This window comes from Bacillus sp. J33 (assembly GCF_000518885.1).
Taxonomy (GTDB): Bacteria; Bacillota; Bacilli; order Bacillales; family Cytobacillaceae; genus Cytobacillus.
In genome coordinates this window covers 43,663-68,257 of record NZ_JAEL01000007.1, presented here as the reverse complement: position 1 = coordinate 68,257, position 24,595 = coordinate 43,663, and the positions used below count along the sequence as shown (strand labels likewise).

Genomic DNA, 24,595 nt, shown 5'->3' with positions numbered 1-24,595 from the left:
GAAAGAGAGGTGTTTGGGATGTTGGGATTTTTGCAGAAGATTGGTAAGTCTTTGATGCTTCCGATTGCGATTATGCCGGCAGCTGCGCTTTTGCTGAGGCTGGGTCAGGATGACTTATTGGGGATTCCGTTTATTTCTGCAGCAGGGAACGCGGTTTTTGGCCATTTGGCCCTATTATTTGCCATTGGTATTGCTATTGGATTCTCCAAAGATGGCAGCGGAGCAGCTGCACTGGCGGGAGCCGTCGGGTATTTTGTGTTGACTGAAGGTACGGCCGCCATTAATGAAACAATTAATATGGGTGTGTTTGGGGGTATAATTTCCGGTATTATCGCAGGGCTATTATACAATAAATATCATGATATTAAGCTGCCGGATTGGCTTGGCTTTTTTGGCGGAAAACGATTTGTTCCGATTGTTACATCACTAGTTATGCTTATTATTGCTTTCTTGTTTGGATATGTCTGGCCTCCTGTACAGGAAGCAATCAACAGTGTCGGGGATTGGATTATCGGTGCCGGTGCCGCAGGTGTAGGGGTGTTCGGTTTCTTGAACCGCTTATTAATTCCAATCGGCCTTCATCATATCTTAAATACGCTTGTATGGTTTGAATTCGGTGAATTTACGAATGCAGCAGGAGATGTGATTAAAGGAGATTTATGGCGTTTCCTTGCAAAAGATCCATCTGCAGGAATATTTATGGCAGGATTCTTCCCTATCATGATGTTCGGGTTGCCGGGAGCAGCATTTGCAATGATTGCCGCCGCCAAAAAAGAGCGAAGAAAGGCAATGGCCGGAGCACTTGCTGGTCTTGCATTTACATCATTCCTGACAGGCATTACCGAGCCAATTGAATTCTCATTCATGTTCCTATCACCTGTTTTATATTTCATTCATGCGATTTTAACTGGTCTTGCAATGTCTATTGCCTATGTCCTGGATATCCGCCATGGCTTTGGATTCTCTGCAGGCGCACTCGATTATTTCCTGAATTTTGGCATTGCACAAAAGCCGGTGCTTCTGGCAGGGGTAGGCCTTATTTATGCAGCTCTATATTTTGTAATCTTCTACTTCCTGATTGTAAAATTGAATTTGAAAACCCCTGGACGTGAAGATGAGGTGGAAGGCGAGTTTGAAGAAAATTACTATGTAAAAGGCAACTACGCAGAAGCAGCAAATGGATATCTCGCTGCATTGGGCGGAAAAGAAAATCTTGTAGAGATAGACAACTGCGTGACCCGCCTGCGATTAAAAGTTAAAGATATGTCGGGGGTAGATGAAGCGCGTTTAAAACAGCTTGGCTCAAAAGGCGTTATAAAACTAAGTAAAACGGATCTGCAAGTGATCGTGGGAACGGATGTTGAATTTCTTTCCAATGAACTGAAAAAGAAATAATTGTAGTAGCTGGTTCTTTGTACAAAGGCCAGCTTTCTGCACATATTATTAAGAGATTTGATTTGAGGATATACTTCCTTGCAAAAATTATATAAAAGGTAATTCAATTTAATTAACCTCCTATAATTGTATTTTTTCTATTGAAACCTGCCCTTTTCCAAATAATGTGAGCAAATTCTATTGGACAAGCGCCTTTTTTCATTCTCTATGATACTAGTTTAAGCATGTCCAAGTTTTAAACATAACATAACTTCGTAAGGGTTCCCTTATTAATTGATTTTAAAGGGGGGATATCATTATGGTAGAACCATTAACGGTGTTAATTGTTATTTTATTAGCCGTTATCTTGCTTTTAGCAAGCATTCTAGCACCATCAGCTTCAGGCGCAATCAGAGATGCAATTTGTGAGCTTCTTGAATGCACTACTCCTGGCGCTTAGGCTTAGCAGGAAGCAATGAACAATGCTTAACAAATAGCCCTGGCTATATAGCCAGGGCTATTCCTGATGGGTAATCCTCCAATTCTATTTTCACTGGATGATTGTCCATTTCAATTATGCCGCGGAATCATAGAATAGTAATTAGAAAACTACAAAAAGGCGGGCTGAATGTGGAAGAAAATAATCAGGAACATAAAAATTCATCTGAGAATTCGAATAAGGTTAAACAGGAAAAAGCAGATGCGGCAAAAAAACTGGCAGCTAATTTACTACAGGATGAAAAAAATATCAATTTCGAATCATTATTCAAAATGGCTGATAAATTATTAAAGGATGAGTCCTTAATGGGGCTGGTTGAAGAAATCGGGAAGAAGCCAGAGGAAGCTGCACAGAAAACAGCTGAAATGGGATCGGAGAAAACTTCAGGGAATGAAGATGCAAATCTCATATCTATAAAAAAGGAGATGGAAGCATTAAAGGCTGATCTTAAAAGAACACAAAAGGAAGTTGCAGAGCTGCAGAGACAAAATGCTTCCCTTTTAGGCTTGTATCTAAAAGTAGTCAATGCTGCAAATCAAGACCTCAAAAAGGGTGTTGGGCTCTTAACAGAGTTAAGCAAGCTCTTAAAATAAGATCCCAAAGTGTTGCTTTTGCGAGTAATGCTTCTTTTTTTGTCTAAGGCTGGACCATCCCGCCATAAATCCTTAAGATTAAATTAAAATTTATTAAAAGATGGTGGCCCAAATGGAAGAAAAAGCAGCATTGCTTGCCCAGCGGCAGCTTGATGCCTATAACCGGCAGAACATTGATGAGTTTTTGGATGTATACAGCAATGAAGTTATTGTCATGAATTTTCCAGGTGACGAAGTAGTATATAAAGGCAAAGAGAAAATGAGAGAAAGATATAGCATGCTTTTTCGGGACAATCCTAACCAGCATGCCGAGCTTCTGTCCAGGATTGTGAAAGGCAACATTGTAATTGATCATGAATATGTTACTGGAAGATCGGGCGGTCAGGAAATAAAAGCAATAGCCATGTATGAAATTCAGGATAATAAAATCCAAAAGGTTTGGTTTGTAAGGTGAAATCCTGTGAATTAAAAAATTTCGTAAAGCGATAAAAAAGTATTGTACATTAGGGAAAAATCATTGATAATCTTTTAAAGATAGAGTGTAGCTCATCTATAATTTTTGCTGATGAGGGGGAGTACATTGAAAATCCGTGTTTCCGCAGTGCAGTATCATCTGCACACCATTCGTTCATTTGAAGACTTTGCAAAACAGTGCGAGCATTATATCAAAACCGCCCAGGAATTCGGATCAGAATTTGTTCTGTTTCCTGAATTCTTTACCACACAGCTTCTGTCAATTGGAAGCGAACAGGGAACAAGCTTGACGATAAATGAATTGCCGGGCTTTACTGATCAATATAGAGAACTTTTCACAAACCTTGCCAAAGAAACAAATATGCATATTATTGGAGGCACCCATGTAATAAATCGGGATGGCCGTCTATATAATGTTGCCCATTTATTTTATCCGGACGGGAGAATTGAAGAGCAGGCCAAGCTGCATATTACACCTACCGAGGTTTATGAATGGAATATGTCACCAGGTGAGGGCCTGCAGGTTTTTGATACAGCAAAAGGCAGAATTGCCATCCTGACTTGCTACGATATTGAGTTTCCCGAAATCGTCCGAATGGCTAAAGCAAAAGGAGCGGACGTTATTTTCTGTCCTTCCTGTACAGATGACCGCCATGGTTTCCACCGAGTTCGCTACACCAGCCACGCCCGTGCAATTGAAAACCAGGTATATGTTGTTGTGACAGGTACGATCGGATCGCTTCCTACTGTTGATTTTATGCGTGCAAATTTTGGCCAGGCAGCAGTTATTACGCCGAATGACGTCCCATTTCCGCCTAAAGGGATTATGGTGGAAGGTGAGCTGAATGACGACATGATCGTAACGGCTGATCTTGATTTGAGCTTATTATATGAGGTGCGTGAACGCGGCTCTGTTACCACCTGGCGTGACCGCAGAACCGATTTATACACAGACTGGGAAAAAGAGAATATTGAAGGATAAAAGAATGGCATACAAAAGCGATTTCTATGTCTTTGATGCAGAAAAGCCGGTGCCTGTTACCGTTCGAAATTATACCAAATCCGACTTTGACGAATTAATCGAAATTCAGTCAGAATGTTTTCCTCCTCCTTTTCCGTCAGAACTTTGGTGGAATAAGGAACAGCTGAAAAATCATACGGATTTATTTCCTGAAGGTGCCCTATGTATAGAAGTGGATGGGGTTTTGGCTGGATCCTTAACAGGGCTTATAGTGGAGTTTGATCCATCTCATCCCGATCATACCTGGGAAGAGATAACGGATAATGGTTATATCCGAAACCATAACCCTAATGGAAATACATTATATATTGTGGATATCAGTGTCCGTCCAAGGTACCGTAAGCTGGGACTTGGCAAATTGCTTATGCAGGCAATGTACCAGGTTGTCGTACAGCTTGGACTGGAAAGGCTGCTGGGAGGAGGCCGCATGCCTGGCTACTGTAAGGCAGCACATGAATGTTCTCCCCAGGAGTATTTGCAGAAGCTGGTCGCCGGGGAAAAGAAAGATCCTGTTATTACCTTTTTATTAAGATGTGGAAGAACGCCGCTGGGTATTGTGGAAAATTACTTAGATGATAAGGAGTCACTCAATTACGGGGTGTTAATGGAGTGGATTAATCCATTTAAGCAGTGAGCGGCTGAGGAGATTTGACAAAATGGAATATATCAGAATAACAAGAATTGACTGTCCTCATTTTGTACAGACTTTACACTAAACCGCAGGATGGTATAGAATATTTGAACGATTACCAAGCAATAGAAAAATGTTTTATTGCTTAATAATCCTAATCCCAGGCCCTTGGTTTTCAAGGGTCTTTTTTCATGTAATGTTTAGACCGCTTAAAAGAAAGGGAAAGGAAACAAAATGGCTCCACCAGAGAAAGGGAGTGATGATCCGATGGTTGTGAAAAGATTAATCAAAGCATTTATCGTAAAAAATGGGGTTACACTAGTGAAAAGGTACGTTATTCCTGCTGTTAAGAGAAAGATGAAAAGCAGAACATAAATTGTTAAGGCATCTTCCGAAATGGAAGGTGCTTTTTATATGGCTCTTTTCTAAAAGATTGTTGTTTTTAAATAGGTATTGTGAACAAAAAGTAACCGAAGTTGGTTGATTGGAACTTAAGGGAGCGAGATCCTCGAAAATGCATGCGCATTTTCTTCGTGCGGTGTGCATTCGGGGAAGCTTATTCAATATCCTGCAGGGGAGGAGCAGGACAGGTGGCTTCGGACCGAGGAAGGCTCACCGCCTGCCCCGCGGAAAGCGAGCATCCTGGAGTGGAAATCAGCCTCTCCTCACTACTTGTTAAAAGCAACAAAGTTTGCGAAAACACCCTTTTATATTTAAATTCCCCGTTGGTTTAAGGGAAAATTCGAATGCGACAAGGAGGCTGACGGACTGTCCCGGTAAAGTGTGCTTTTTGAGAAAAAAAGATATAAAGATTATTAGGTCATAAGTAGTGTAAGTTTCTCATTTTTAACATTTACTAGTTAAATAGAAAGGTTAATATTTGTCTATTTATGTAGAAAAAATAGGAAATCTAGGTGATATTAAACATTCTGAATTTTCTTTAATATTAGGACTGCGGTATTTCGGGACGCTCAGTTTTTAGCTATATCGACTACATAGGAGGTTACCGCAATCAATTAAAAGGGAGGAATACATTTGAAAAAGAAAATTTTAATTAATACTGCACTAGCAGGAGCATTGGTATTTTCAGCAGGTGGAACTTCTGTGTTTGCGCATGATGAACTGGGGGGAGGAGCTGAAAAAGGCGATAGCTTGGCTGGCGTTGAATTAGCTGTCCCATTGCTTGAAGGAAGCAAGAACACTGGAAACCTCCAAGAAGTAGCTGCTGTGCCGCTAAAAGAAATTCATGAGGGTGTGAAAAATTCTACAGGGGACGTTTATGCCCATAAAGGTTATGCCTATCTAGGCACGCATTCTGCAAATGGCGGCGGTGGCGGTGTTCGCGTATTTGACATGAAGGACCCATCCAATCCTGAAGAAGTTGCTGTATTTGCAGATATTCCAGGAACTTGGCAGGAAAAAGTGATTGTTAAAACAGTTAATACGGAAAACTTCAAGGGTGATTTGGCAGCTGTCAGCGTGCAGAAACTGGACCGTTTCAATCCAGACTCAAAAGGCGGGTTTGTTTTATATGATGTGACAAACCCGCGTGAGCCTAAAAAGCTTGGCTTCTGGGAAGATACCTCGGGTTCAAGAGGTACTCATGAGCTGTATTTAACCGTTCAGGGAAATAACGTCTATGTATTGACTGCAAACTGCTATGCTGATTACTATTCGCATGGGGAGAAAATGGATGTAACGATTGTTGATGTGTCAAAGCCTTCCAGCCCGGAAACAATCTATGAATTTAACCCTCGTGACTATATTTCCGAAGTCAATGACGAAAACTATGATGGCTATAATTGGACTGACGAAGAAGGGATAAAACGAACAGCATTTGCCCATAGCGTGAAAACAGATGGAACAGGAAAAACAGCTTTCCTATCCTACTGGGATTTAGGGACGATTATGCTTGATATTAGCGATGCCAAAAATCCGGTTTATCTTGGCAGAACAGATTTTGCCAACGATGTCCAAGGCGCAGCACATTCTATGGATTTAGCCAAGGGCGGAAATGTCCTGATTGAGACGAGGGAAGTGTTTGGCCCGGTAAAGGAAGGATTCGAATCAGCCTATGGCTATACTATGATTTATGATATTAAAGACAAATCCAATCCGAAGCTATTAAGCACATTTAGGACAGATTTTACTGAAAAGATTCCTAATGGTGCTACTGTCCACGATCCAAAGGTTCAAGGAAATACATTGTATCTATCACATTACTCAGGCGGAGTAAGGACTGTTGATATTACGGATCCATCCAATCCTGAAGAAATTGGAGTCTATATTCCTAGCAAATCTAACATTTGGGGAGTGTTTGTAGACCGAAATTATGTTTTGGCATCCGATATGGGTACAGGGCTGAAAGTTCTGCAGAAGAATGGAAGCCAGTAATGAAACTTAAAAAGGCAGGAGTCTCAAAATGGGACTCCTGTTTTTTTAATAATTTGTACTTTCTCCATTTTTATATAGCACATGTTTAAAATAAGTTATCGCTATTATACCTTGACTGCTCAATTGACTTTTTCTCCATTCTTTTAGGCCGCAATTCACTCATATTATTTTTTTGAGAATGCATATCCCTATTGGACAATATCCTTTACTAAACGTTTAACTTTTTTATACATGGGTAGTGAAAACTTATGAAAATTAATTATAGAAGGGATGTTGATTGAGTTGCCAGATCCTCTGAATATAAAAATAAATGGAGTTGAAATGAAGGCAAATCCGGATCAAACCGTACTGCAATTGTTAAATGATAGTTCGATAGAAATCCCTCAGGTATGCTACCATCCCAGTCTTGGTGCAATCGAAACATGTGATGCTTGCATTGTTTCTGTTAATGGTGAGCTGGTGCGCTCCTGTTCTGCGGAAATTAAAGAGGGGGATGTTATTGATACAGTTGACCCTGATGTAAAACAAGCACAGACGATTGCCATGGACAAAATCCTCTATAACCATGAACTGTATTGTACAGTCTGTGATTATAATAATGGGGGATGCGAAGTACATAACACCGTTAAAGCGATGAAGATCAACCATCAAAGCATCCCATTCGACCAAAAGCCTTATGAAAAGGATGACTCGCACCCGTTTTATAGGTATGATCCTGACCAGTGCATACTGTGCGGCAGATGTGTTGAAGCTTGCCAGGATGTCCAGGTCACAGAAACACTGACAATCGACTGGGAAAGGGAGCGCCCAAGAGTAATCTGGGATAATGATGTGCCGATTAATGAATCTTCTTGTGTATCCTGCGGGCATTGCTCTACTGTTTGTCCGTGCAATGCCATGATGGAAAAAGGTATGGAAGGGGAAGCAGGATTTTTAACAGGCATTGCCAAAACTACGCTCCGCCCTATGATTGAAATCACTAAAAATGTCGAAACCGGCTACGGTTCTATCCTTGCCATTTCCGATATGGAAGCAGCTATGCGCGAGGAAAAAATAAAAAAGACGAAGACTGTTTGCACATACTGTGGTGTTGGCTGCAGCTTTGATGTGTGGACAAAAGGGCGTGAAATTCTGAAGGTAGAGCCTCAGGCAGAAGCTCCTGCGAATGGAATCTCCACTTGTGTGAAGGGTAAATTCGGCTGGGATTTCGTTAATAATGAGGAACGTTTGACAAAGCCGTTAATCAGGGATGGTAATTCATTCCGGGAGGCAGAATGGGAGGAAGCCCTGGATCTGATCGCAAGGAAGTTTACTGAAATTAAACAGAACCATGGTCCAGATGCCCTTAGCTTTATTACATCTTCAAAATGTACAAATGAGGAATCCTATTTAATGCAGAAACTGGGTAGGGCAGTTATTGGGACAAACAATGTCGATAACTGTTCGAGATATTGCCAGACGCCAGCGACTGTAGGGTTATTCCGTACCGTTGGATATGGGGGTGACGCAGGTTCCATTGAAGATATTAAAAACGCTGATTTAGTGCTTATTATTGGATCGAATACTTCTGAGTCGCATCCCGTATTATCCACCAGGGTAAAGCGCTCTCAGAAGCTAAATGGCCAAAAAGTCATTGTTGCAGATTTAAGAGAGCATGAAATGGCTGAGCGTTCAGATCTATTTGTACGTCCGCGTGCAGGTACTGATATGGTATGGCTGTCGGCTGTAACAAAATATATTATTGACCGAGGTTGGGCAGACGAAAAGTTTATAAGCGAAAAAGTGAACGGGTTTGACGTATATGTCAAAAATCTTGAGAAATTTACGATGGAATATGCTGAAAAAACGACGGGCATTTCAAAGGATAACTTAGTTAAAATTGCAGAAATGATTCATGAGGCTAACTCTGTATGTGCCCTATGGGCTATGGGAGTTACCCAGCACCTTGGCGGTAGCGATACGAGTACGGCTATTTCCAATCTTCTTCTAGTAACTGGAAATTATGCCAAGCCTGGAGCAGGCGCGTATCCTTTAAGAGGCCATAACAATGTCCAAGGTGCCAGTGATTTCGGCAGCAGCCCGGATAACCTGCCCGGATATCAAAAGGTTACAAATCCTGAAGTGAGAGAGAAGTTTGAAAAAGCATGGGGAGTAAAGCTTCCGGAGAAGGTGGGAATGAATAACCACGAAATGGTGGAAGGCATCCATGAAGGCAAATTGAAAGCAATGTATCTTAAAGGTGAGGACATGGGACTAGTAGATTCCAATATCAACTATGTTCAGGCAGCTTTTGAAAAACTGGATTTCTTTGTAGTGCAGGACATTTTCCTATCCCGTACAGCCGAGTTTGCGGATGTTGTGCTGCCGGCAAGCCCAAGTCTTGAAAAAGATGGGACCTTTACAAATACGGAGAGAAGGATTCAGCGATTATACCAGGCATTTGAGCCGCTTGGCGAGTCTAAGCCAGACTGGCAGATCATATCTGAAATTGCCAACCGCCTTGGTGCTGGCTGGACATACACTCATCCAAGCGAAATTATGGCTGAGGCGGCTATGCTGATGCCAATTTACTCAGGAGTAACTTATGAGAGGCTGGAAGGCTACAAGAGCCTCCAGTGGCCAGTGGAAGAAGATGGTACAGACAGTCCTTTATTGTATACAGAAGGCTTCCCATTCCCGGATGGGAAAGCAAGGCTTTATCCTGTTGATTGGACTCCTGCACTTGAGTTCCCGGCGGAATACGATATCCATGTCAATAATGGACGTCTTCTGGAGCATTTCCATGAAGGCAACATGACTTATAAATCAAAGGGGATCAGTTCAAAAACACCTGAAGTCTTCCTGGAAGTTTCGCCAGAGCTCGCTGCTGAACGGGGCCTCAAAGATGGTACGCTTGTCCGGTTAACTTCTCCATACGGCAATGTAAAAGTTAAGTGCCATATAACAGACAGGGTTAAAGGCAAGGAAGTTTATCTTCCGATGAATGACAAAGGCGAAGCGGCCATTAACCTTCTAACCAGCAGCTATGCCGATAAGGATACAGATACACCAGCATATAAAGAAACAAAGGCAAAACTTGAAATCCTGAGGGAAGAAGGGATTAACCCACTCCCAAAAATAAATCACCGATTTGGGAATCCGCAGCCGCAAATGGGTGTTAACGTTCAGAAAAAGTGGGTACGAAAGGATTATATTTTCCCAGGCGATATGGTGAAGAAAAAGGAGTGGAAGAAGCATGGCTAAAGCGATTAATAACATTAAGCGTTTTGAATTAAGTCCGGAGGACAAACGCAAAAAGGATCTTGAGGAAGTGGAGAATGCCCTTATTGACAATAAGGAAGCCATTCTTGAACTGCTTAATGTAGTCAGCCATATGCATGATAGAGGGGTACTGTCCTTATTAAATGGTTTATTTGGCCAGGGAGACAAAGTGTTGAATGTGCTGGTAAAAGCCATAGATAAACCAGAAGCAACCAACACTATTAAAAACTTGCTTCTTATGGTTGGCACCCTCGGCACAATTAATGTACAGCAGCTGGAGCCAATGCTTCTAAAAGTAAATTCCGGTATAGCCCGAGTGGCGGAAAATAAAGAAACGGACGAAAGAACAAGCTATTTTGATTTAGTAAGGGCATTAAAAGATCCAGAAGTGAACAGAGCGGTCACATTGCTGATTACCTTTCTAAAAGGAATGGGAGAAGAAACCAGCGGAATGGAAAGGACAACACAGCTTCCTGAAGACCAGAACCTTCATAAAAAGGAACACTATGAACGTGGTGTTCCGCCTAATAAAAGAGAGTAGGATGGAACCCAGAGGTTAATCAGGCCTCTGGGTTTTTATCGTCTTTTTGATTTTTTTGATACATCAATTGGTAATATTAACATGAAAATCAAGGAACTAGTAAAATTTTTGTGGAAATATGGAAAATCATGTACTAGAATGTCAATATAGGTAAAATAATTTATCAAGCTTTAACTTCTTGCATACAAGAATTATATATTCTCAGCATCAAAGAGAAAGATTTAGAAAGAGGGTAATTTGGTGGGCATTATAAATGAAGATAGTTTCATTGAAACAGTCCACATGAAGGGATTACAAATTTCCTTAATTGCTTCCGGGGACGGAACCGAGGTAATTTATCATAAGCTGGATCCTGGAACCAGGTGGGGATTGGAGCCTTTAGAAGGTGGAGAAGCTTTAGAATATCTTCACTTGCTTTCTGGGGAATTGCTTTTAAAAGATTCTACAGGAGAGAAGATATTAAAGCCAGGGGATTCATTTCATAGATGGCCTGTTAATGAGTATCACATATTTAAATCTACTGGAACAACAGAATTTTTGTATGTAACCTCCCACCCTGTTTTTCATTATTACAGCAGAGTAACAAATGAACTTAGGGACTTAGTTGTCTCAATTGAAGAGAAAGATGGTTACACGGGTGATCATTGCAATAGGATTACTAGAATGTCCATGATTATGGGGGAAGTTCTTGGTCTAGATTCTAAGCAGATTTTGAGATTAAACCTCGCTTCGTTTCTTCATGATATAGGAAAGGTGAAGGTGCCATTAGAAATCCTGCAAAAACCTGGAAAGCTGACTATGGAAGAATGGGAGATTATGAAAAAACATGCTACTTATGGGAGAGAAATATTAGAAGAGACTGGACTCCCTAGTTTAATAGAAGCTGGGAAGGTAGTAGAGCAACATCATGAGAGATACGATGGTAAAGGATATCCAAAAGGGTTGAAAGGTGAAGATATATCGATTGAAGCTTCAATTATTACTGTAGTAGATTCTTTTGACGCAATGACTACAGATCGAATTTATCAAAAGGGAAGATCATTTGAAGAGGCTATAGAGGAATTAATTAGGTGTCGTGGTACTATGTATAACCCTTTTATTATAGATACTTTTTTAAAGATAAAAAATAAATTAATAAATATTTAAGGGGGAACATAATATGAAAAAGTTAGTCTTTATTCTATTAAGCTTTATGTTAATACTTGTATTAAATGTAAAACCAACAGAAGCTGCATATTTATCTGAATATGATAAGTATGTAGAAGTTTCTTATGAAGAAGCAAGATATATTGCAGATTTGATGGGGTTACAAAAATATGAATTAGGAGAAGAAACTGCAAAATTATCATTTGAGATGCAGGAAAACTTAATTACTAAGTTTGAAAAACTCCTTAAAACTGAAATTGACCATTATTACATTTGGCTAACACTTGATGGAAAACCTGTTCTCGGAATTGATCCTCCACATCCAATGTTCTAAATTTAAAGCAAGTTAAGGCAAAAAGCTTTAACTTGCTTTTTCATTTATTTAATTTACGAACAATTTGAATAATAGCCATGTTAATAAAAAAAGATGTTTTTGACTTAGATTATGTTCCAAGAGTAAAAACGTAAAAACCCAAAGTGCACACAAATGCACCTTGGGTATTTAATTACTAATAATAAAAAGGAAACGGTAAAATGAATGGAAATGCAAAAACAAAGAATGGGAAACGGCGTCTTCTGTATCTGCGGAATCTTCTTCTTCCATATCCACCGTATCCGCCATAAATTCTTGAATCATCTGCTTCCACTTCCTCAGGCACCATCATTGTTACGCCTTCATCATCCATATCCTCAATGATGCCTTCCACCTGAGACCCGTCTTTCATTTGAGCGATAACATGATAATTCATGTATTTTTGGCATTGACTCTTTGCATCCCTATAATCTTGCTCTTCACGGTTCCAAGGAACGGGCAAATTGCCATGTGCGTTAAAATTATACATAAGCATTCCTCCTTTGCATAATCAGGATATTCACCTATATGCAAAAAGGTGAGTTGTAGAATGAAGGTTTCATTTGAAATAAAAAAGGAATGAATCCCCAATTTAGAGATTCATTCCTTTTACCATTATTTATTTGGCTCTGAAGGATAGGAGATTTCTTCAAGAGCTTCTCCTGCATCGGATTCTGTACGATTGTGGACAGCCAGGTCACCTAAAGATACAATACCCACTAACTTTCCGTTATCAACAATAGGCAGACGGCGAATTTGAACATCGGCCATAATATCGGAAGCTTCCTCAGGGGTCATGGATACAGTTCCCCTATCCGGATCACCGGTCATTACCTGAGACACCGGGGCGTCCAAAGGCAATTTTTCAGCGAGGCCATTCAGCACCAGGTCACGATCAGTTGCCAGACCGACTAACTCTTCGTCTTGCGTGATGGGCATTACCCCGACATCCAGCTCCTTCATTTTGGCTGCTACTTCCATAAGAGTTGCGTTTGGTGAACAGCTTTCTACTTCTGTTGTCATCATTTCAGTTATTTTCATAGATCCGCCTCCTTAATCATTAAAAGTTATTTTTACATTAATGGGTTTCCCTGCAGTAGCAGGTGTAAAACATGATGTGGAAAATAACCAGTTTTTGATATTGGCTAATCATAATTTAAAATAAAAGCCTGTGTTAAAGCTGATTGTTGATTTTTAGCACCCTGTTGATTGGAGCGGAAATCAACAGGCAAGTTTAACAGAGCCAATAAAAAGGAAGAATCCAAATCGGATTCTTCCTTTATCATGCATATATACTGTTTGATTAGGAGGAAGTTAGGCTTGCTGTTCGGAGACAATTCTCTCCGGATGTGAATAAATATTGAAGCTGTTGCCGCGAATGAAACCTACTGCAGTAATATTCAAATCATCAGCTAGTTTAATTGCAAGATTGGTAGGTGCAGATTTTGATAGGATGATGCCAACTCCGATCTTAGCTGCCTTTAATAAGACCTCCGAGGAAATTCTGCCGCTAAAGGCAATGACTTTATCCCTGACTGGAATGCGGTTTTCAAGACAGTATCCGAATATTTTATCTAATGCATTGTGGCGGCCAATATCAGTCCGGCTAACAATGAATTCATCAGCTGAAAACAATGCGGCATTATGTACTCCGCCTGTTTCCTGGAAAGTTAGACTGCAATCCTGGAGCTGTTTCATAAATGATATACACTGCTTATGTGTTAAAGTTATTTTTGAAGTTGAAGTTTTAGCTGTACGGGCATCATTATGAAAATAAAATTGCCTGCTTTTTCCGCAGCATGATCCTATAAATCTTTTAGAATGGAATTCATGGCTTGCTGTAGCGGTCTTTGTGTGTAAATCAACGTATGCGAATCCTTTGCTTTCGTCTATTTGAATATTTTTAACTTCGTCTATTTTACGGATAAAACCCTCGGAAGCCAGGAAGCCAATTGTCAGCTCCTTGATATTTGCCGGGCTGCAAACCATTGTCGCGAACTCCTCACCATTCAGATGAATGGTTAATGGATGTTCTGAAACAATCACATCATGCGTTTCCTGCAAAGATCCATCGAGAAATTTAACAATTTTCCTGCTGTGGCTGATTTGGCTGTCCATAAAGCCGCCTCCTTATTTCTGATTAACTAACAAAAATATTAGCACATATTTTCACTAAGGCAAGAAATTATTATTGGCATAGTGAAAAAGGAAGAGATAGAGGTAGTTACCAATACCATTGGGCAAGCTGGCATAGATGCCTGACTCCGGCTTTTTTGTTTGACAATTATGTCGATTATTGCTTAACTTATTACAGCGAAGCTTAGATTTTATGAATATGGACAATAAATGGGTATTTGAGGTTGGATAGATGAATAAGTATGAGGCTGAGTTTAGTAATTTAGTGCGGTCTTTCAGGAAAAAGCATATGGGTAAAGGACCAAGCAAGGTTAGAACAACCTTCTGTAAAAACTGGGCTATATGTGAGATGGAAGGGAATCTTTCCCCTGTTGAAAAGTTTATAGCCAGTGCAGATGAAGGAAAGCAAATGCTCCGAGCGGCCCGAACAGAAATGGTTAAAGAAATGTATAAGAAAAATCGCCCGGCTGAAATGGAAGAATTTTTGCAGGCGAAGCTTATTGACCTGTTTGTTGACATTGATATTGAACGTGATTTTGGGATGTCAGTCTTCGTTTTTGACCAGGATATCCAAAGCAAATTTATGGGGTAGCGGAAGAAAAAGGAACAAAAGGAACTGCTGCAGTTTTTATCGGGTTTCTACTATAATAATATATTGCTCAAAATAAAAGACAGAGATCTTGATTTTCGACAAATCCAGATCTCTGTCTTTTTCATGGTGAAAAAACAGGAAAATTGTCATAAGGGGATGGCGAAAAAAGGGGTTTAATGTCATGAATGAAATAATTTTGTAACATTAATATTACAAGCTTGTCAAATTAGCGTGGTATAATTCTCCATGGAAAGACAAATTTACTATTAAAATTTTTGCAATTGCCTAAAATCTTTATACATAGTACATAAGATGCGAATTTTAAATGAAGGCTGGAATTCGGCCGATATACATATAAGAAAGCAGGGAAAAACTTTGAAAAAAAAGCTGCTCGTTTTAAATACGACTATCATCCTAGGACTTGGAAGTGCTTTTTCTATCCCAGGTGCTAACGCTGAATCTATTAATAAATTATATAATCAAAAAAGTGAAATACAGCAGCAGCGATCTGAACTGCAAGAGAGCCTTGCCAAGGCAGATCAGGAGCTTGTTAAAGTATTAAAAGAAATTGCCGAATTAAATGTTAAAATTCAAAGAGTAGAAAAAGCAATTGAAGATAATAATAAATTAATAGAAGAGACTCAAGCAAATATAGCAAGCACGCAAGCCGAAGTAGATCAATTAAAAGCGGAAATGGCTATAATTGAAGAACGTATTGAAAAAAGAAGCACAATCTTAAAGCAGCGTGCTCAGTCATTCCAGGAAAGTGGAGGAACAGTTGCATATATTGATGTCCTGCTTGGAGCATCAAGCTTCAGCGATTTTGTTGACCGTGTAGGAGCTGTTACCACATTCGTTCAGGCAGACAAACAGTTATTAGCAGAGCAAGAACAGGATAAAAAAGCCCTGGAAGATAAAAAGGCTGCAGTTGAAGCGGAGTTAGCCAAAATGACTGTCATGATGACTGAGCTAAAGGGCATGCAGGCCAATATGGAAGAGCAAAAACAGCAAAACAGCCTGCTTATTCAGCAGCTGAAAGAAAAGGAAAACACTATTGCTGAAAAGAAGGCAAAGCTTCAAAAGGAAGATATCAATTACGCGAATATGATTGCTGATATTGAACAGAGCATCGCCGCCCAAACTGTCGCTTCTACTTCGGCGTCATCATCTGGAGGGGCAGTCACAACTAATACTCAGGCAACTGCAAGCAAGGCTAAGCCAAGCAGCTCCACCAATTCTGCACCAAAACAAAGTACACCAAAACAAAGTTTAAATGGAAGCAATGCCGTTAGTATCGTTACTACTGCCGGAAATAAATATATTGGCAATTCCGTTTACGTGTTCGGCGGAGGGAGAAATGCATATGATATTGCAAATGGAAGATTTGATTGTTCTGGATTTGTGCATTGGTCATTTGCTCAAGCGGGAATTAAGGTAGGCGCGAGCACGGACTCTTTAAAATATGCGGGGCGCCAGGTTTCGGCAAGCGAAATGAAACCGGGAGACCTTGTTTTCTTTGATACATATAAAAAGGATGGCCATGTTGGCATCTATCTTGGCGGAGGTAAATTTATCGGTTCACAAAGCTCAACAGGTGTCGCGATTGCCAATATGTCAAGCGGCTATTGGAAATCCGTTTTTAGTGGCCGTGTTGTAAGAATAATAGAATAAATAATAGAAAACCTGAACATCATTTTTCGAGTGATAATCAGGTTTTTTTTGTTTTGGAAAAATATAAATGAATGTATCCGCTATAAAAAATGCAGCCAAACCATCGGCCATATGTGTAATAGTTATAATTTTAATTAAATTCTAAAAATTTGTTGATTAATGTGTTAGTCCATGCTTTAATAATAACTAACAAATAACTTATCAGATATGTGATGTCTGAAATGAAAGGAGGCAGGAATTTGGATGTAAAAAAGATTTCTAATCGAAAAATTTCAGAATTGGTTGCTGAGCAAATCGAAGAGATGATCGAAAAAGGCTCCTTTCAGCCTGGAGAAAAACTTCCATCTGTCAGAGAGTTATGTGAATTGTTCGGGGTTGGACGATCTGCCGTTAGGGATGCTCTCACATCCTTACAGGGGAAAGGAATCGTTCAAATAAAGCAAGGTGAAGGAACTTATATTTGCAGGTTTGATTCGTCGAAGCTATTTAACAGCCGCCATTTGCTGCCCGGCATCAAAGACATCGAGGAATTATTCCAGGCCAGAAAAATGGTGGAAACAGGACTTGCTGAAATGGCAGCGAGAAATCGTTCGAAAGACGATCTTGCCAAAATGAACAATTTGATTTCCGATTCCGCTATACATGGCTGGAAGGAGGATTACCAGTTTCACATGGCGATTGCCCATGCTGCAGGCAATGATATCCTCATCCAATTTGTCCAGTTTATTTCTGAAACCATGAAAAAATCCATGATAGATTTTCACCATTACCTACAGACACAGTCGGAAATGGCAAAAAAGATTGAACAGCAGCATATGGAAATCTATCTAGCTATTAAAAATCAGCAGCCAGAGCAGGCACATAAAAATATGATTAATCATTTGAAATTAGTTGAACAGCTTTTACAAATGAGTATCCTTCAGGAGCAATAAAATATTTTTTTGACATTCTGAAGAAACATCGTTTGTTATTACGAAACAAGGATGGTGTTTGTTTTGATTGCAGCAGAATCGATGAACGTACTTAAAGATTATCTGAAAGAAGAGCAAGTGTTGCCAAATGAAAAAGTGTCACACCCTTTTGGAAACTCTGGAGACGTAATCGTTTATCCGAAAACAGAAGAAGATATTACAGCTGTGCTAAATTATGCTAATACAAGCGGTTTAACTGTAAACATAATGGGTGGAGGAACAAAGCGTGGGTTTGGCGGTTTAAATGAAAGAGCAGATATTTTGCTGTCACTTGAAAAATATACAGGTATCGTGGAACATACGCCTGGTGATATGACATTAACAGTAAAAGCCGGAACTGCGTTTAAAGAACTCCAGGATTATCTTGCAAAACATAATCAGAAGGTTTCTCTGGATCCATTTTGGCCTGAAATGGCCACAATTGGCGGTGTAGTTGCTGCAAATGAAAGCGGACCCAAAAGATTGGGTTATGGATCAGCGCGTGATGCTGTTATTGGTTTAAGGACTGTTTATCCAGATGGAAAAATCATCAGATCTGGGGGCAGAGTTGTAAAAAATGTTGCTGGCTACGATATGAATAAGCTATTTATTGGATCGATGGGTACACTTGGAGCTGTTTCTGAAATCACACTAAAACTTAGGCCGCTGCCTAAATGTGAAAGTTTGGCTATTATCTCGTTTCCCCAGGGAAATCTGGAGGAAATAAGGGCATTTGCAGTGAAAGTGCTGGATTCGATGATTGAACCGGTGACTTTGGAATTATTAAATCCTAAACTATCAGATAAGCTTGGAGGCACTAGCTCCTATACGCTTGCTATCAGCTTTGAAGATGTTGAAAGCTCTGTTCGCTATCAAGAAGATTTTATAAAAAACATTCTCCCCGGAGATGCAGTCTTGAAAATAAATTCGAAGGAAGAAGCAGATTTATTCTGGTCCCGCTTTTACCATCATGCTCCTAATGGAACTGTTAAAGAATTGCCGGCGGAGACAGAAGCTTCTTTTAAAATTGGGACATTAAATCTAAATGCGCTTAATGTAATAAAAGAATTGGAACTGCTCAGAGACCTTTACAATGTTTCAATAGAATCACATGGAGGTCTTGGGCATGGATTGAGCCAGACAACGATAAGGGGGGCTGCGAGTGATGTTGCCGCTGCAGCTGCCAATGTGAGGCAGATTGCCCAAAAGTCTGGAGGTTATGCCATAGCTAAGCACCTGCCATTTGAATTGCGAAAAGAAATAAGCGTCTGGGGAGAGAAGCCAGCGTACTTCTTTCTTCTTCAAGGAATTAAAGAAAAGGTTGATCCAAATAAAACATTGAACCCAAACAGGTTTGTAGGAGGGATTTAAGTGAGTGTCCAGGAACTCGATGTAAAACAAGATCCGCCATGTACGTCAGGATTGGGCAACTATCTATGGAGCGATCCGCCGGATGAAAAGAAGTGGGCTGACTGTGTCCATTGTGGAATGTGCCTGGAGTCATGCCCGACTTATGAGCAAACAGGGCAGGAGCAGCATTCTCCGAGGGGGCGAGTCCACCTGATTAAATCAGTAGCTGAAGGCAAGCTTCAAGTGAACGAGCAATTTATGGATCCCGTATTTCAATGTTTGGATTGCCGTGCCTGTACAACTGCCTGTCCTGCTGATGTCGATGTTGGCGGTTTGATAGAAGAAGCACGTGGGCAGATTCGCCAGGCAATGCCATTGACCGGTGTCAAAGGAGCAATCAGCAAGTTTTTCCTTCATGATCTTTTTCCACATCAAAATCGCCTGAATATGCTTGGAAGCCTTCTGAGGTTCTATCAAAAAAGCGGTGTGCAAAATGCGGTTCGAAAGACGAGACTGATCAATGTTATGCCAAGGCATCTTGTAGATATGGAATCCATTATGCCGGAAGTAAAGGAGCCAGTCAAAAAGAAGTACAAAGATGTAAAGGTAATTAAAGCAAAAGGAGAAACAAAGCAGGAAGTTGCTATGCTAACGGGCTGTGTAATGGATGTCATGTTCAGTGATATTAATGAATCAACCATCAATGTACTTACCAGGAATGGAAATGATGTTGTCATCCCCCAAAATCAAACCTGCTGCGGAGCCCTTCATGTTCATGCCGGCGATCGGGAAATGGGCAGAAAATTGGCAAAGCAGAATATGGAAGCGTTTAAAGACTTTGATAAAGTAATCGTTAATGCAGCCGGGTGCGGGTGCATGATGAAGGAATATGCTGAACTATTCAGAGAAGATCCGGAAATGCATGCAAAAGCAGAGGAGTTTTCAGAAAAAGTAGAGGATATTTCAAAGTATCTCCATGATACAGGCTATGAAAAGCCAAAGGCAAAAATGAACACAAGAATAACTTATCATGATGCCTGTCATTTAGCCCATGGCCAGGGAATCCGCCAGCAGCCGCGCAACATATTATTAGATATCCCGGGAGTAGACATGGTTCATATGCCAAACTCGGACCGCTGCTGCGGAAGCGCCGGAATTTATAACATCACGAATCCAGAAATGGCTGATGCCGTCCTAGAAAGCAAAATGGAAAATGTGCCGGATGATGTAGAAATGATCTCTATGGGGAACCCGGGCTGTATGCTGCAAATGGCAATGGGGGTGCAAAAATACGGCAGAAACCAGAAAATCGTCCATACCGTCCAGCTGCTTGACTGGGCTTACCAAAAGGAAGATCGCTTAAAGGAGGGAGAAGAGTGAGGGGAAAGGATCGTATCAAATCGAAGGATAAGCACATCTTAAATTTGGCGGAAATTGTCGGAGGAGCCAGATCCATTCTTTATCTAAAAGAAGATTTGGTGGCATATGATTGTGACGGTTTTACCATTCATAAACATTTGCCTAAAGCAGTTGTTTTTCCGAAGAACACACAGGAGGTAGCACAAGTTGTCAAATACTGTTCAGATAATGAGCTACCCTTCCTTGCAAGGGGAGCCGGAACAGGGCTAAGCGGCGGGGCCATCCCTCTTAATGGCGAAATTATTATCAGCTTGGTGCGGATGAAAAAGCTGATTAGTGTTGATCTTGAAAACCGCCGCGCTGTTGTGGAGCCTGGGTTTGTTAACCTGAAACTTACAAATTCCATTTCAGATAAAGGCTATTACTATGCTCCAGACCCATCCAGCCAATACTGCTGTACAATTGGCGGAAACGTCGCAGAAAACGCAGGCGGTGCACACTGTTTGAAATATGGAGTAACCACCAACCATATTCTTGGTCTTGAAGTGGTGATGCCAAATGGCGAGATCATCGAAATCGGGAAAGATGGAATTCCGGATGCGCCTGGCTATGACTTACTGGGATTGATTACAGGCTCTGAAGGCACACTGGGCATTGTGACAAAAATAACGGTGCGCATCCTAAAAAATCCTGAAGGAAAACAGACGGTGCTCGCTTACTTTGACCATGTCGAGGATGGAAGCCAGGCAGTATCAGATATTATTTCTGCCGGCATAGTACCAGCAGCGCTTGAGATGATGGATAAGACAGCTATTGAAGGGGTAGAGGCAGCTGCTTTCCCTGTAGGACATCCAAAAGATATAGAAGCTGTCCTGCTTATAGAAGTGGATGGGATTTCAGCAGGTATTGAAGAACAAATAGATCAAATCCTTGAGGTTTGCAAAAAGCGGAATGTCCGGGAAGTCCGTGCAGCAAAGAATGAAGAGGAAAGGGCAAGATGGTGGGCAAATCGAAAAACAGGCTTTGGCGCTATGGGGGCAATCTCACCGGATTATCTGGTCCAGGATGGGGTAATCCCTCGAAGCAAGCTTCCGGAAGTACTCAGCAGGATCAACCAGATTAGTGATGAATCCGGGTTAAGGATTGCCAACATTTTTCATGCCGGTGATGGAAATCTTCATCCGCTTGTGCTGTTTGATGCAAGAATCCCGGGGGAATCGGAAAAAGCGCTTGAAGCTGGAAGCCAATGCCTAAAGGTATGTGCAGATGTAGGAGGCACGATTACTGGTGAACATGGTGTCGGTATCGAAAAGCGTGAAGAGATGCGGTTTGTTTTCACCGAAGAAGAGATTGCTGCCCAGACGGAGATCCGTGAAGTCTTTAATCCTCTTAATCTGCTCAATGCAGGGAAGCTATTCCCGTCACCGGGACGCTGTGCAGAAATAAAGAAAGAAATGAAAGCCCAGGCTATTTCTTAACTAAATAAGATGGCCGCTCTTAAGGAAAGGCTGTTTCGTAAAGTTTGTTGCTTTTTGGGCGGCTAAAAAAGTCTAACCAACTGAGTTAATTGATGAAGAGGGCAACCTGACTCCTCGAAAATTCTCCGCATTTCCTTATGACTAGGTGCAATTCAAGGATGCCTTTCCAATGACCTGCTCAAAAGAAAGGGAGTGGGAGAACCCCACAGGAGATGCCGAGGAGGCTCTCATTCCTCCCCGCGGAAAAGCTTATGTGCCTGCAGTGGAAATCAGCGGGCAGAATTTATAAGTAAAACAGCAATTTATGAGAAAAGAGCCTAAGGAAAAGGCGGCTAACTTATAAAAAGAAAAAGAATCAAAAATTGTATGAAAATTATTGAAACGATTAAGAAAACCATGCTATTATTTTTTTAAGAGTAATTAAGAAACAGTGTTTTGTAATAAGAAACACTAAAATTAACAATAACGAAAGCTAAGGAGGAAATGATTAATGGAAAACTATGTGACATCTGGAAAGCTTCAAGTAGCAAGTGAACTCTATGAATTTATCAATTCTGAGGCCCTTCCGGGAAGCGGAGTCGAACGGGAGCAATTCTGGTCAGGATTGGAAGCGCTTGTAAACGAGCTGACCCCTAAAAATAAAGAGCTGCTTGCAAAACGGGATGAAATTCAGGAGAAAATAAATAACTGGCACCGGGAACATCAAGACTTTGATTTTAATAGCTATAAATCTTTTTTGGAAGAAATCGGGTACCTTGAACCAAAGGCAGATGACTTTAAGATTACAACCGAAAACGTGGATGACGAGATAGCATTACAGGCAGGCCCTCAATTAGTTGTGCCTGTTAACAATGGAAGATATGCAATCAATGCTGCCAATGCGCGATGGGGCAGCCTATATGATGCCCTTTACGGAACTGATGCAATTGGTGAAGAGGACGGTGCACAAAGGGATGGCGGATATAACCCTATGAGGGGTGAAAGGGTAATTGGATTCGCTAGAGAATTCCTCGATTCAACAGTTCCATTAACAAACGGTTCCCATAAAGATGCTGTTCAATACAAAGTTGAAGATAGGAAGCTTGCTGTTGTCCTAAGCAACGGGGAAACTGCAGGCCTGCAGGATGAAACAAAATTTGCTGGTTATCAGGGAGACCGGGAGCAGCCATCTGCAGTCCTTTTTAAAAATAATGGCCTTCACTTTGAAATTCAGATCGACAGAAGCCATCCAATAGGAAAAACAGATGATGCTGGCGTAAAAGATGTACTTCTTGAAGCAGCTGTCACTACAATTATGGATTGTGAAGATTCAGTGGCAGCAGTTGATGCTGAGGATAAGGTAATTGTTTACCGCAATTGGCTTGGGTTAATGAAAGGAGACCTTTCTGCAACGTTTACAAAAGGCGGCAAAACAATGACGCGTACATTAAACCCTGACCGTTCGTATGTGTCTCCAAAAGGAAATGAATTCTCACTTTCTGGGCGATCGCTCATGTTCGTGCGCAACGTCGGCCACTTAATGTCTAATAATGCTATCTTAGATGGAAATGGGCAGGAGATACAGGAAGGAATCCTTGATACAGTAGTCACAAGCCTAATTGCCAAGCATACGCTGCTTGGAAATGGACCTTATCAAAATTCGTCGAAAGGCTCTATCTACATTGTTAAGCCTAAGATGCACGGTTCAAAAGAGGTTGCTTTTGCCAATGAATTATTTGACCGGACAGAAGATTTGCTTGGACTTGAGCGCCATACATTAAAAATTGGCGTCATGGATGAGGAACGCCGTACATCATTAAATCTTAAAGCTTGCATCCGTGAAGTAAAAGACCGCATTGTATTTATAAATACCGGGTTCCTGGACCGCACTGGAGATGAAATGCATACATCAATGGAAGCTGGCCCAATGATCCGCAAAAATGATATGAAATCAACTGCCTGGCTTAAAGGCTATGAAAAATCCAATGTCAATACCGGGCTTGAAACAGGCTTCCAGGGCCGTGCGCAAATTGGAAAAGGAATGTGGGCTATGCCAGATATGATGGCTGATATGCTGGAGCAAAAAATTGCCCATTTACATGCCGGGGCGAACACTGCCTGGGTACCATCACCTACAGCTGCAACACTTCATGCTTTGCATTATCACCAGGTTGATGTCTCAAAAGTTCAAAACAGGCTATTGGAGGAAATATCTGATCTTAGAGATGATATCCTTCAGATACCGGTTGCTGAAAATCCGCAATGGAGTCCAGAGGAAATCCAGGAAGAGCTTGAAAACAATGCCCAGGGAATCTTGGGGTATGTGGTCCGCTGGGTTGAACAGGGGATAGGATGTTCAAAAGTTCCGGACATAAATAATATTGGTTTAATGGAAGACCGTGCAACATTAAGGATTTCCAGCCAGCATGTTGCAAACTGGCTGCATCACGGCGTTTGTACAAAAGAACAAGTATTGGAGATTCTAAAGAAAATGGCCAAGGTGGTAGACGGGCAAAATGCTGGAGATGCAGCTTACCGTCCCATGGCTGAAGACTTTGATAGCTCAATTGCATTCCAGGCTGCATGTGATCTTGTATTTAAAGGCTATGATCAGCCAAACGGCTACACAGAGCCAATTCTTCACCGCCGCCGTTTGGAAGCTAAAGCCAAATTTGCTGTACAGCAATAATACACTCAGGAAGAACAGGGCATTGTTATGCCCTGTTTTTAAAAGAAGGCTGTGTTAAAGATTATTGTTGATTTTAGCACCCTGTTGTGGGCGGCAGGTGCTGAT

22 protein-coding genes are annotated in these 24,595 nt (G+C 41.0%); 19 read left to right on the top strand and 3 right to left on the bottom strand.

The genetic code is table 11. The features are described 5' to 3' along the window. Positions 1 to 18: 18 nt before the first annotated feature. The 12 genes from nagE (at position 19) to L634_RS0103260 (ending at position 12,268) form a co-directional block, all read left to right on the top strand. Positions 19 to 1,395, top strand: coding sequence for an N-acetylglucosamine-specific PTS transporter subunit IIBC (gene nagE, locus L634_RS0103315; RefSeq protein WP_026581223.1), 1,377 nt, complete (start codon positions 19 to 21; stop codon positions 1,393 to 1,395). Positions 1,396 to 1,693: 298 nt separating this feature from the next. Continuing rightward, on the top strand, positions 1,694 to 1,834 hold the full coding sequence (locus tag L634_RS33240) for a hypothetical protein (protein ID WP_157452339.1): 141 nt from the start codon (positions 1,694 to 1,696) through the stop codon (positions 1,832 to 1,834). A 170-nt stretch (positions 1,835 to 2,004) separates the two neighbouring features. After that, entirely contained in the window at positions 2,005 to 2,466 is a 462-nt protein-coding gene (locus tag L634_RS0103305; RefSeq protein WP_026581222.1) for a hypothetical protein, read from the top strand. Between the two features lie 112 nt (positions 2,467 to 2,578). Continuing rightward, positions 2,579 to 2,920 carry a nuclear transport factor 2 family protein gene (locus tag L634_RS0103300; RefSeq protein ID WP_026581221.1) on the top strand — a complete coding sequence of 114 codons (342 nt, stop codon included), beginning with the start codon at positions 2,579 to 2,581 and terminating at the stop codon, positions 2,918 to 2,920. Positions 2,921 to 3,046: 126 nt separating this feature from the next. After that, the gene (locus tag L634_RS0103295; RefSeq protein WP_026581220.1) at positions 3,047 to 3,922 is read left to right on the top strand and encodes a carbon-nitrogen hydrolase family protein; all 876 of its coding nucleotides are present in this window, start codon (positions 3,047 to 3,049) and stop codon (positions 3,920 to 3,922) included. Between the two features lie 4 nt (positions 3,923 to 3,926). Then, positions 3,927 to 4,595 (top strand): GNAT family N-acetyltransferase, encoded by a 669-nt coding sequence (locus L634_RS0103290; protein WP_026581219.1) that lies wholly within the window; start codon positions 3,927 to 3,929, stop codon positions 4,593 to 4,595. Positions 4,596 to 4,826: 231 nt separating this feature from the next. Beyond that, entirely contained in the window at positions 4,827 to 4,967 is a 141-nt protein-coding gene (locus L634_RS33235) for a hypothetical protein (protein ID WP_157452338.1), read from the top strand. Between the two features lie 660 nt (positions 4,968 to 5,627). Further along, positions 5,628 to 6,986, top strand: a complete 1,359-nt coding sequence (locus L634_RS0103280; RefSeq protein WP_026581218.1) for an LVIVD repeat-containing protein — start codon at positions 5,628 to 5,630, stop codon at positions 6,984 to 6,986. A gap of 270 nt (positions 6,987 to 7,256) precedes the next feature. Next, positions 7,257 to 10,229, top strand: a complete 2,973-nt coding sequence (gene fdhF, locus L634_RS0103275; RefSeq protein WP_034261860.1) for a formate dehydrogenase subunit alpha — start codon at positions 7,257 to 7,259, stop codon at positions 10,227 to 10,229. Next, positions 10,222 to 10,788 carry a DUF1641 domain-containing protein gene (locus tag L634_RS0103270; RefSeq protein ID WP_026581216.1) on the top strand — a complete coding sequence of 189 codons (567 nt, stop codon included), beginning with the start codon at positions 10,222 to 10,224 and terminating at the stop codon, positions 10,786 to 10,788. Before fdhF ends, L634_RS0103270 begins: the two co-directional genes overlap by 8 nt. 240 nt (positions 10,789 to 11,028) lie before the next feature. Further along, on the top strand, positions 11,029 to 11,934 hold the full coding sequence (locus L634_RS0103265) for an HD-GYP domain-containing protein (protein ID WP_026581215.1): 906 nt from the start codon (positions 11,029 to 11,031) through the stop codon (positions 11,932 to 11,934). Positions 11,935 to 11,947: 13 nt separating this feature from the next. Continuing rightward, positions 11,948 to 12,268 (top strand): hypothetical protein, encoded by a 321-nt coding sequence (locus tag L634_RS0103260; RefSeq protein WP_026581214.1) that lies wholly within the window; start codon positions 11,948 to 11,950, stop codon positions 12,266 to 12,268. Positions 12,269 to 12,443: 175 nt separating this feature from the next. Here the strand turns inward: L634_RS0103260 and L634_RS0103255 are convergent, their stop codons facing one another. From L634_RS0103255 to fdhD, 3 genes are all read right to left on the bottom strand, one after another. Further along, positions 12,444 to 12,776 carry a hypothetical protein gene (locus L634_RS0103255; RefSeq protein ID WP_051428188.1) on the bottom strand — a complete coding sequence of 111 codons (333 nt, stop codon included), beginning with the start codon at positions 12,774 to 12,776 and terminating at the stop codon, positions 12,444 to 12,446. A 125-nt stretch (positions 12,777 to 12,901) separates the two neighbouring features. Continuing rightward, positions 12,902 to 13,327: a CBS domain-containing protein gene (locus tag L634_RS0103250; RefSeq protein WP_026581212.1), complete on the bottom strand. Its 426-nt coding sequence runs from the start codon at positions 13,325 to 13,327 to the stop codon at positions 12,902 to 12,904. A 273-nt stretch (positions 13,328 to 13,600) separates the two neighbouring features. Further along, positions 13,601 to 14,404 (bottom strand): formate dehydrogenase accessory sulfurtransferase FdhD, encoded by an 804-nt coding sequence (gene fdhD / locus L634_RS0103240; RefSeq protein ID WP_026581211.1) that lies wholly within the window; start codon positions 14,402 to 14,404, stop codon positions 13,601 to 13,603. Between the two features lie 250 nt (positions 14,405 to 14,654). On the opposite strand from fdhD, the gene L634_RS0103235 reads away from it, so the two are divergent. The 7 genes from L634_RS0103235 (at position 14,655) to L634_RS0103200 (ending at position 24,490) form a co-directional block, all read left to right on the top strand. After that, positions 14,655 to 15,014, top strand: coding sequence for a DUF2294 domain-containing protein (locus L634_RS0103235; protein ID WP_026581210.1), 360 nt, complete (start codon positions 14,655 to 14,657; stop codon positions 15,012 to 15,014). Between the two features lie 375 nt (positions 15,015 to 15,389). Then, positions 15,390 to 16,685: a C40 family peptidase gene (locus L634_RS0103230; protein WP_026581209.1), complete on the top strand. Its 1,296-nt coding sequence runs from the start codon at positions 15,390 to 15,392 to the stop codon at positions 16,683 to 16,685. A gap of 239 nt (positions 16,686 to 16,924) precedes the next feature. Further along, complete coding sequence (locus L634_RS0103225) at positions 16,925 to 17,617, top strand: FadR/GntR family transcriptional regulator (protein WP_034261857.1); 693 nt, start codon at positions 16,925 to 16,927, stop codon at positions 17,615 to 17,617. Positions 17,618 to 17,680: 63 nt separating this feature from the next. Beyond that, positions 17,681 to 19,006: an FAD-binding oxidoreductase gene (locus tag L634_RS0103220; RefSeq protein WP_026581207.1), complete on the top strand. Its 1,326-nt coding sequence runs from the start codon at positions 17,681 to 17,683 to the stop codon at positions 19,004 to 19,006. Then, on the top strand, positions 19,007 to 20,365 hold the full coding sequence (locus L634_RS0103215) for a (Fe-S)-binding protein (RefSeq protein WP_026581206.1): 1,359 nt from the start codon (positions 19,007 to 19,009) through the stop codon (positions 20,363 to 20,365). It begins immediately after the preceding gene. Then, complete coding sequence (locus L634_RS0103210) at positions 20,362 to 21,822, top strand: FAD-linked oxidase C-terminal domain-containing protein (protein ID WP_026581205.1); 1,461 nt, start codon at positions 20,362 to 20,364, stop codon at positions 21,820 to 21,822. The genes L634_RS0103215 and L634_RS0103210 overlap by 4 nt, the downstream gene beginning before the upstream one ends. Positions 21,823 to 22,312: 490 nt before the next feature. Next, positions 22,313 to 24,490: a malate synthase G gene (locus L634_RS0103200; RefSeq protein ID WP_026581204.1), complete on the top strand. Its 2,178-nt coding sequence runs from the start codon at positions 22,313 to 22,315 to the stop codon at positions 24,488 to 24,490. The last annotated feature ends 105 nt before the right edge of the window (positions 24,491 to 24,595 follow it).

What these genes read in the sequence shown, in the direction of transcription:
- L634_RS33240 (WP_157452339.1), top strand. Translation starts at nt 1,694, where the DNA reads ATGGTAGAACCATTAACGGTGTTAATTGTTATTTTATTAGCCGTTATC.
- L634_RS0103255 (WP_051428188.1), bottom strand. Translation starts at nt 12,776, where the DNA reads ATGTATAATTTTAACGCACATGGCAATTTGCCCGTTCCTTGGAACCGT.
- L634_RS0103290 (WP_026581219.1), top strand. Translation starts at nt 3,927, where the DNA reads ATGGCATACAAAAGCGATTTCTATGTCTTTGATGCAGAAAAGCCGGTG.
- fdhF (WP_034261860.1), top strand. Translation starts at nt 7,257, where the DNA reads ATGTTGATTGAGTTGCCAGATCCTCTGAATATAAAAATAAATGGAGTT.
- L634_RS0103235 (WP_026581210.1), top strand. Translation starts at nt 14,655, where the DNA reads ATGAATAAGTATGAGGCTGAGTTTAGTAATTTAGTGCGGTCTTTCAGG.
- fdhD (WP_026581211.1), bottom strand. Translation starts at nt 14,404, where the DNA reads ATGGACAGCCAAATCAGCCACAGCAGGAAAATTGTTAAATTTCTCGAT.
- L634_RS0103270 (WP_026581216.1), top strand. Translation starts at nt 10,222, where the DNA reads ATGGCTAAAGCGATTAATAACATTAAGCGTTTTGAATTAAGTCCGGAG.
- L634_RS0103300 (WP_026581221.1), top strand. Translation starts at nt 2,579, where the DNA reads ATGGAAGAAAAAGCAGCATTGCTTGCCCAGCGGCAGCTTGATGCCTAT.
- L634_RS0103260 (WP_026581214.1), top strand. Translation starts at nt 11,948, where the DNA reads ATGAAAAAGTTAGTCTTTATTCTATTAAGCTTTATGTTAATACTTGTA.
- L634_RS33235 (WP_157452338.1), top strand. Translation starts at nt 4,827, where the DNA reads ATGGCTCCACCAGAGAAAGGGAGTGATGATCCGATGGTTGTGAAAAGA.
- L634_RS0103250 (WP_026581212.1), bottom strand. Translation starts at nt 13,327, where the DNA reads ATGAAAATAACTGAAATGATGACAACAGAAGTAGAAAGCTGTTCACCA.
- nagE (WP_026581223.1), top strand. Translation starts at nt 19, where the DNA reads ATGTTGGGATTTTTGCAGAAGATTGGTAAGTCTTTGATGCTTCCGATT.
- L634_RS0103200 (WP_026581204.1), top strand. Translation starts at nt 22,313, where the DNA reads ATGGAAAACTATGTGACATCTGGAAAGCTTCAAGTAGCAAGTGAACTC.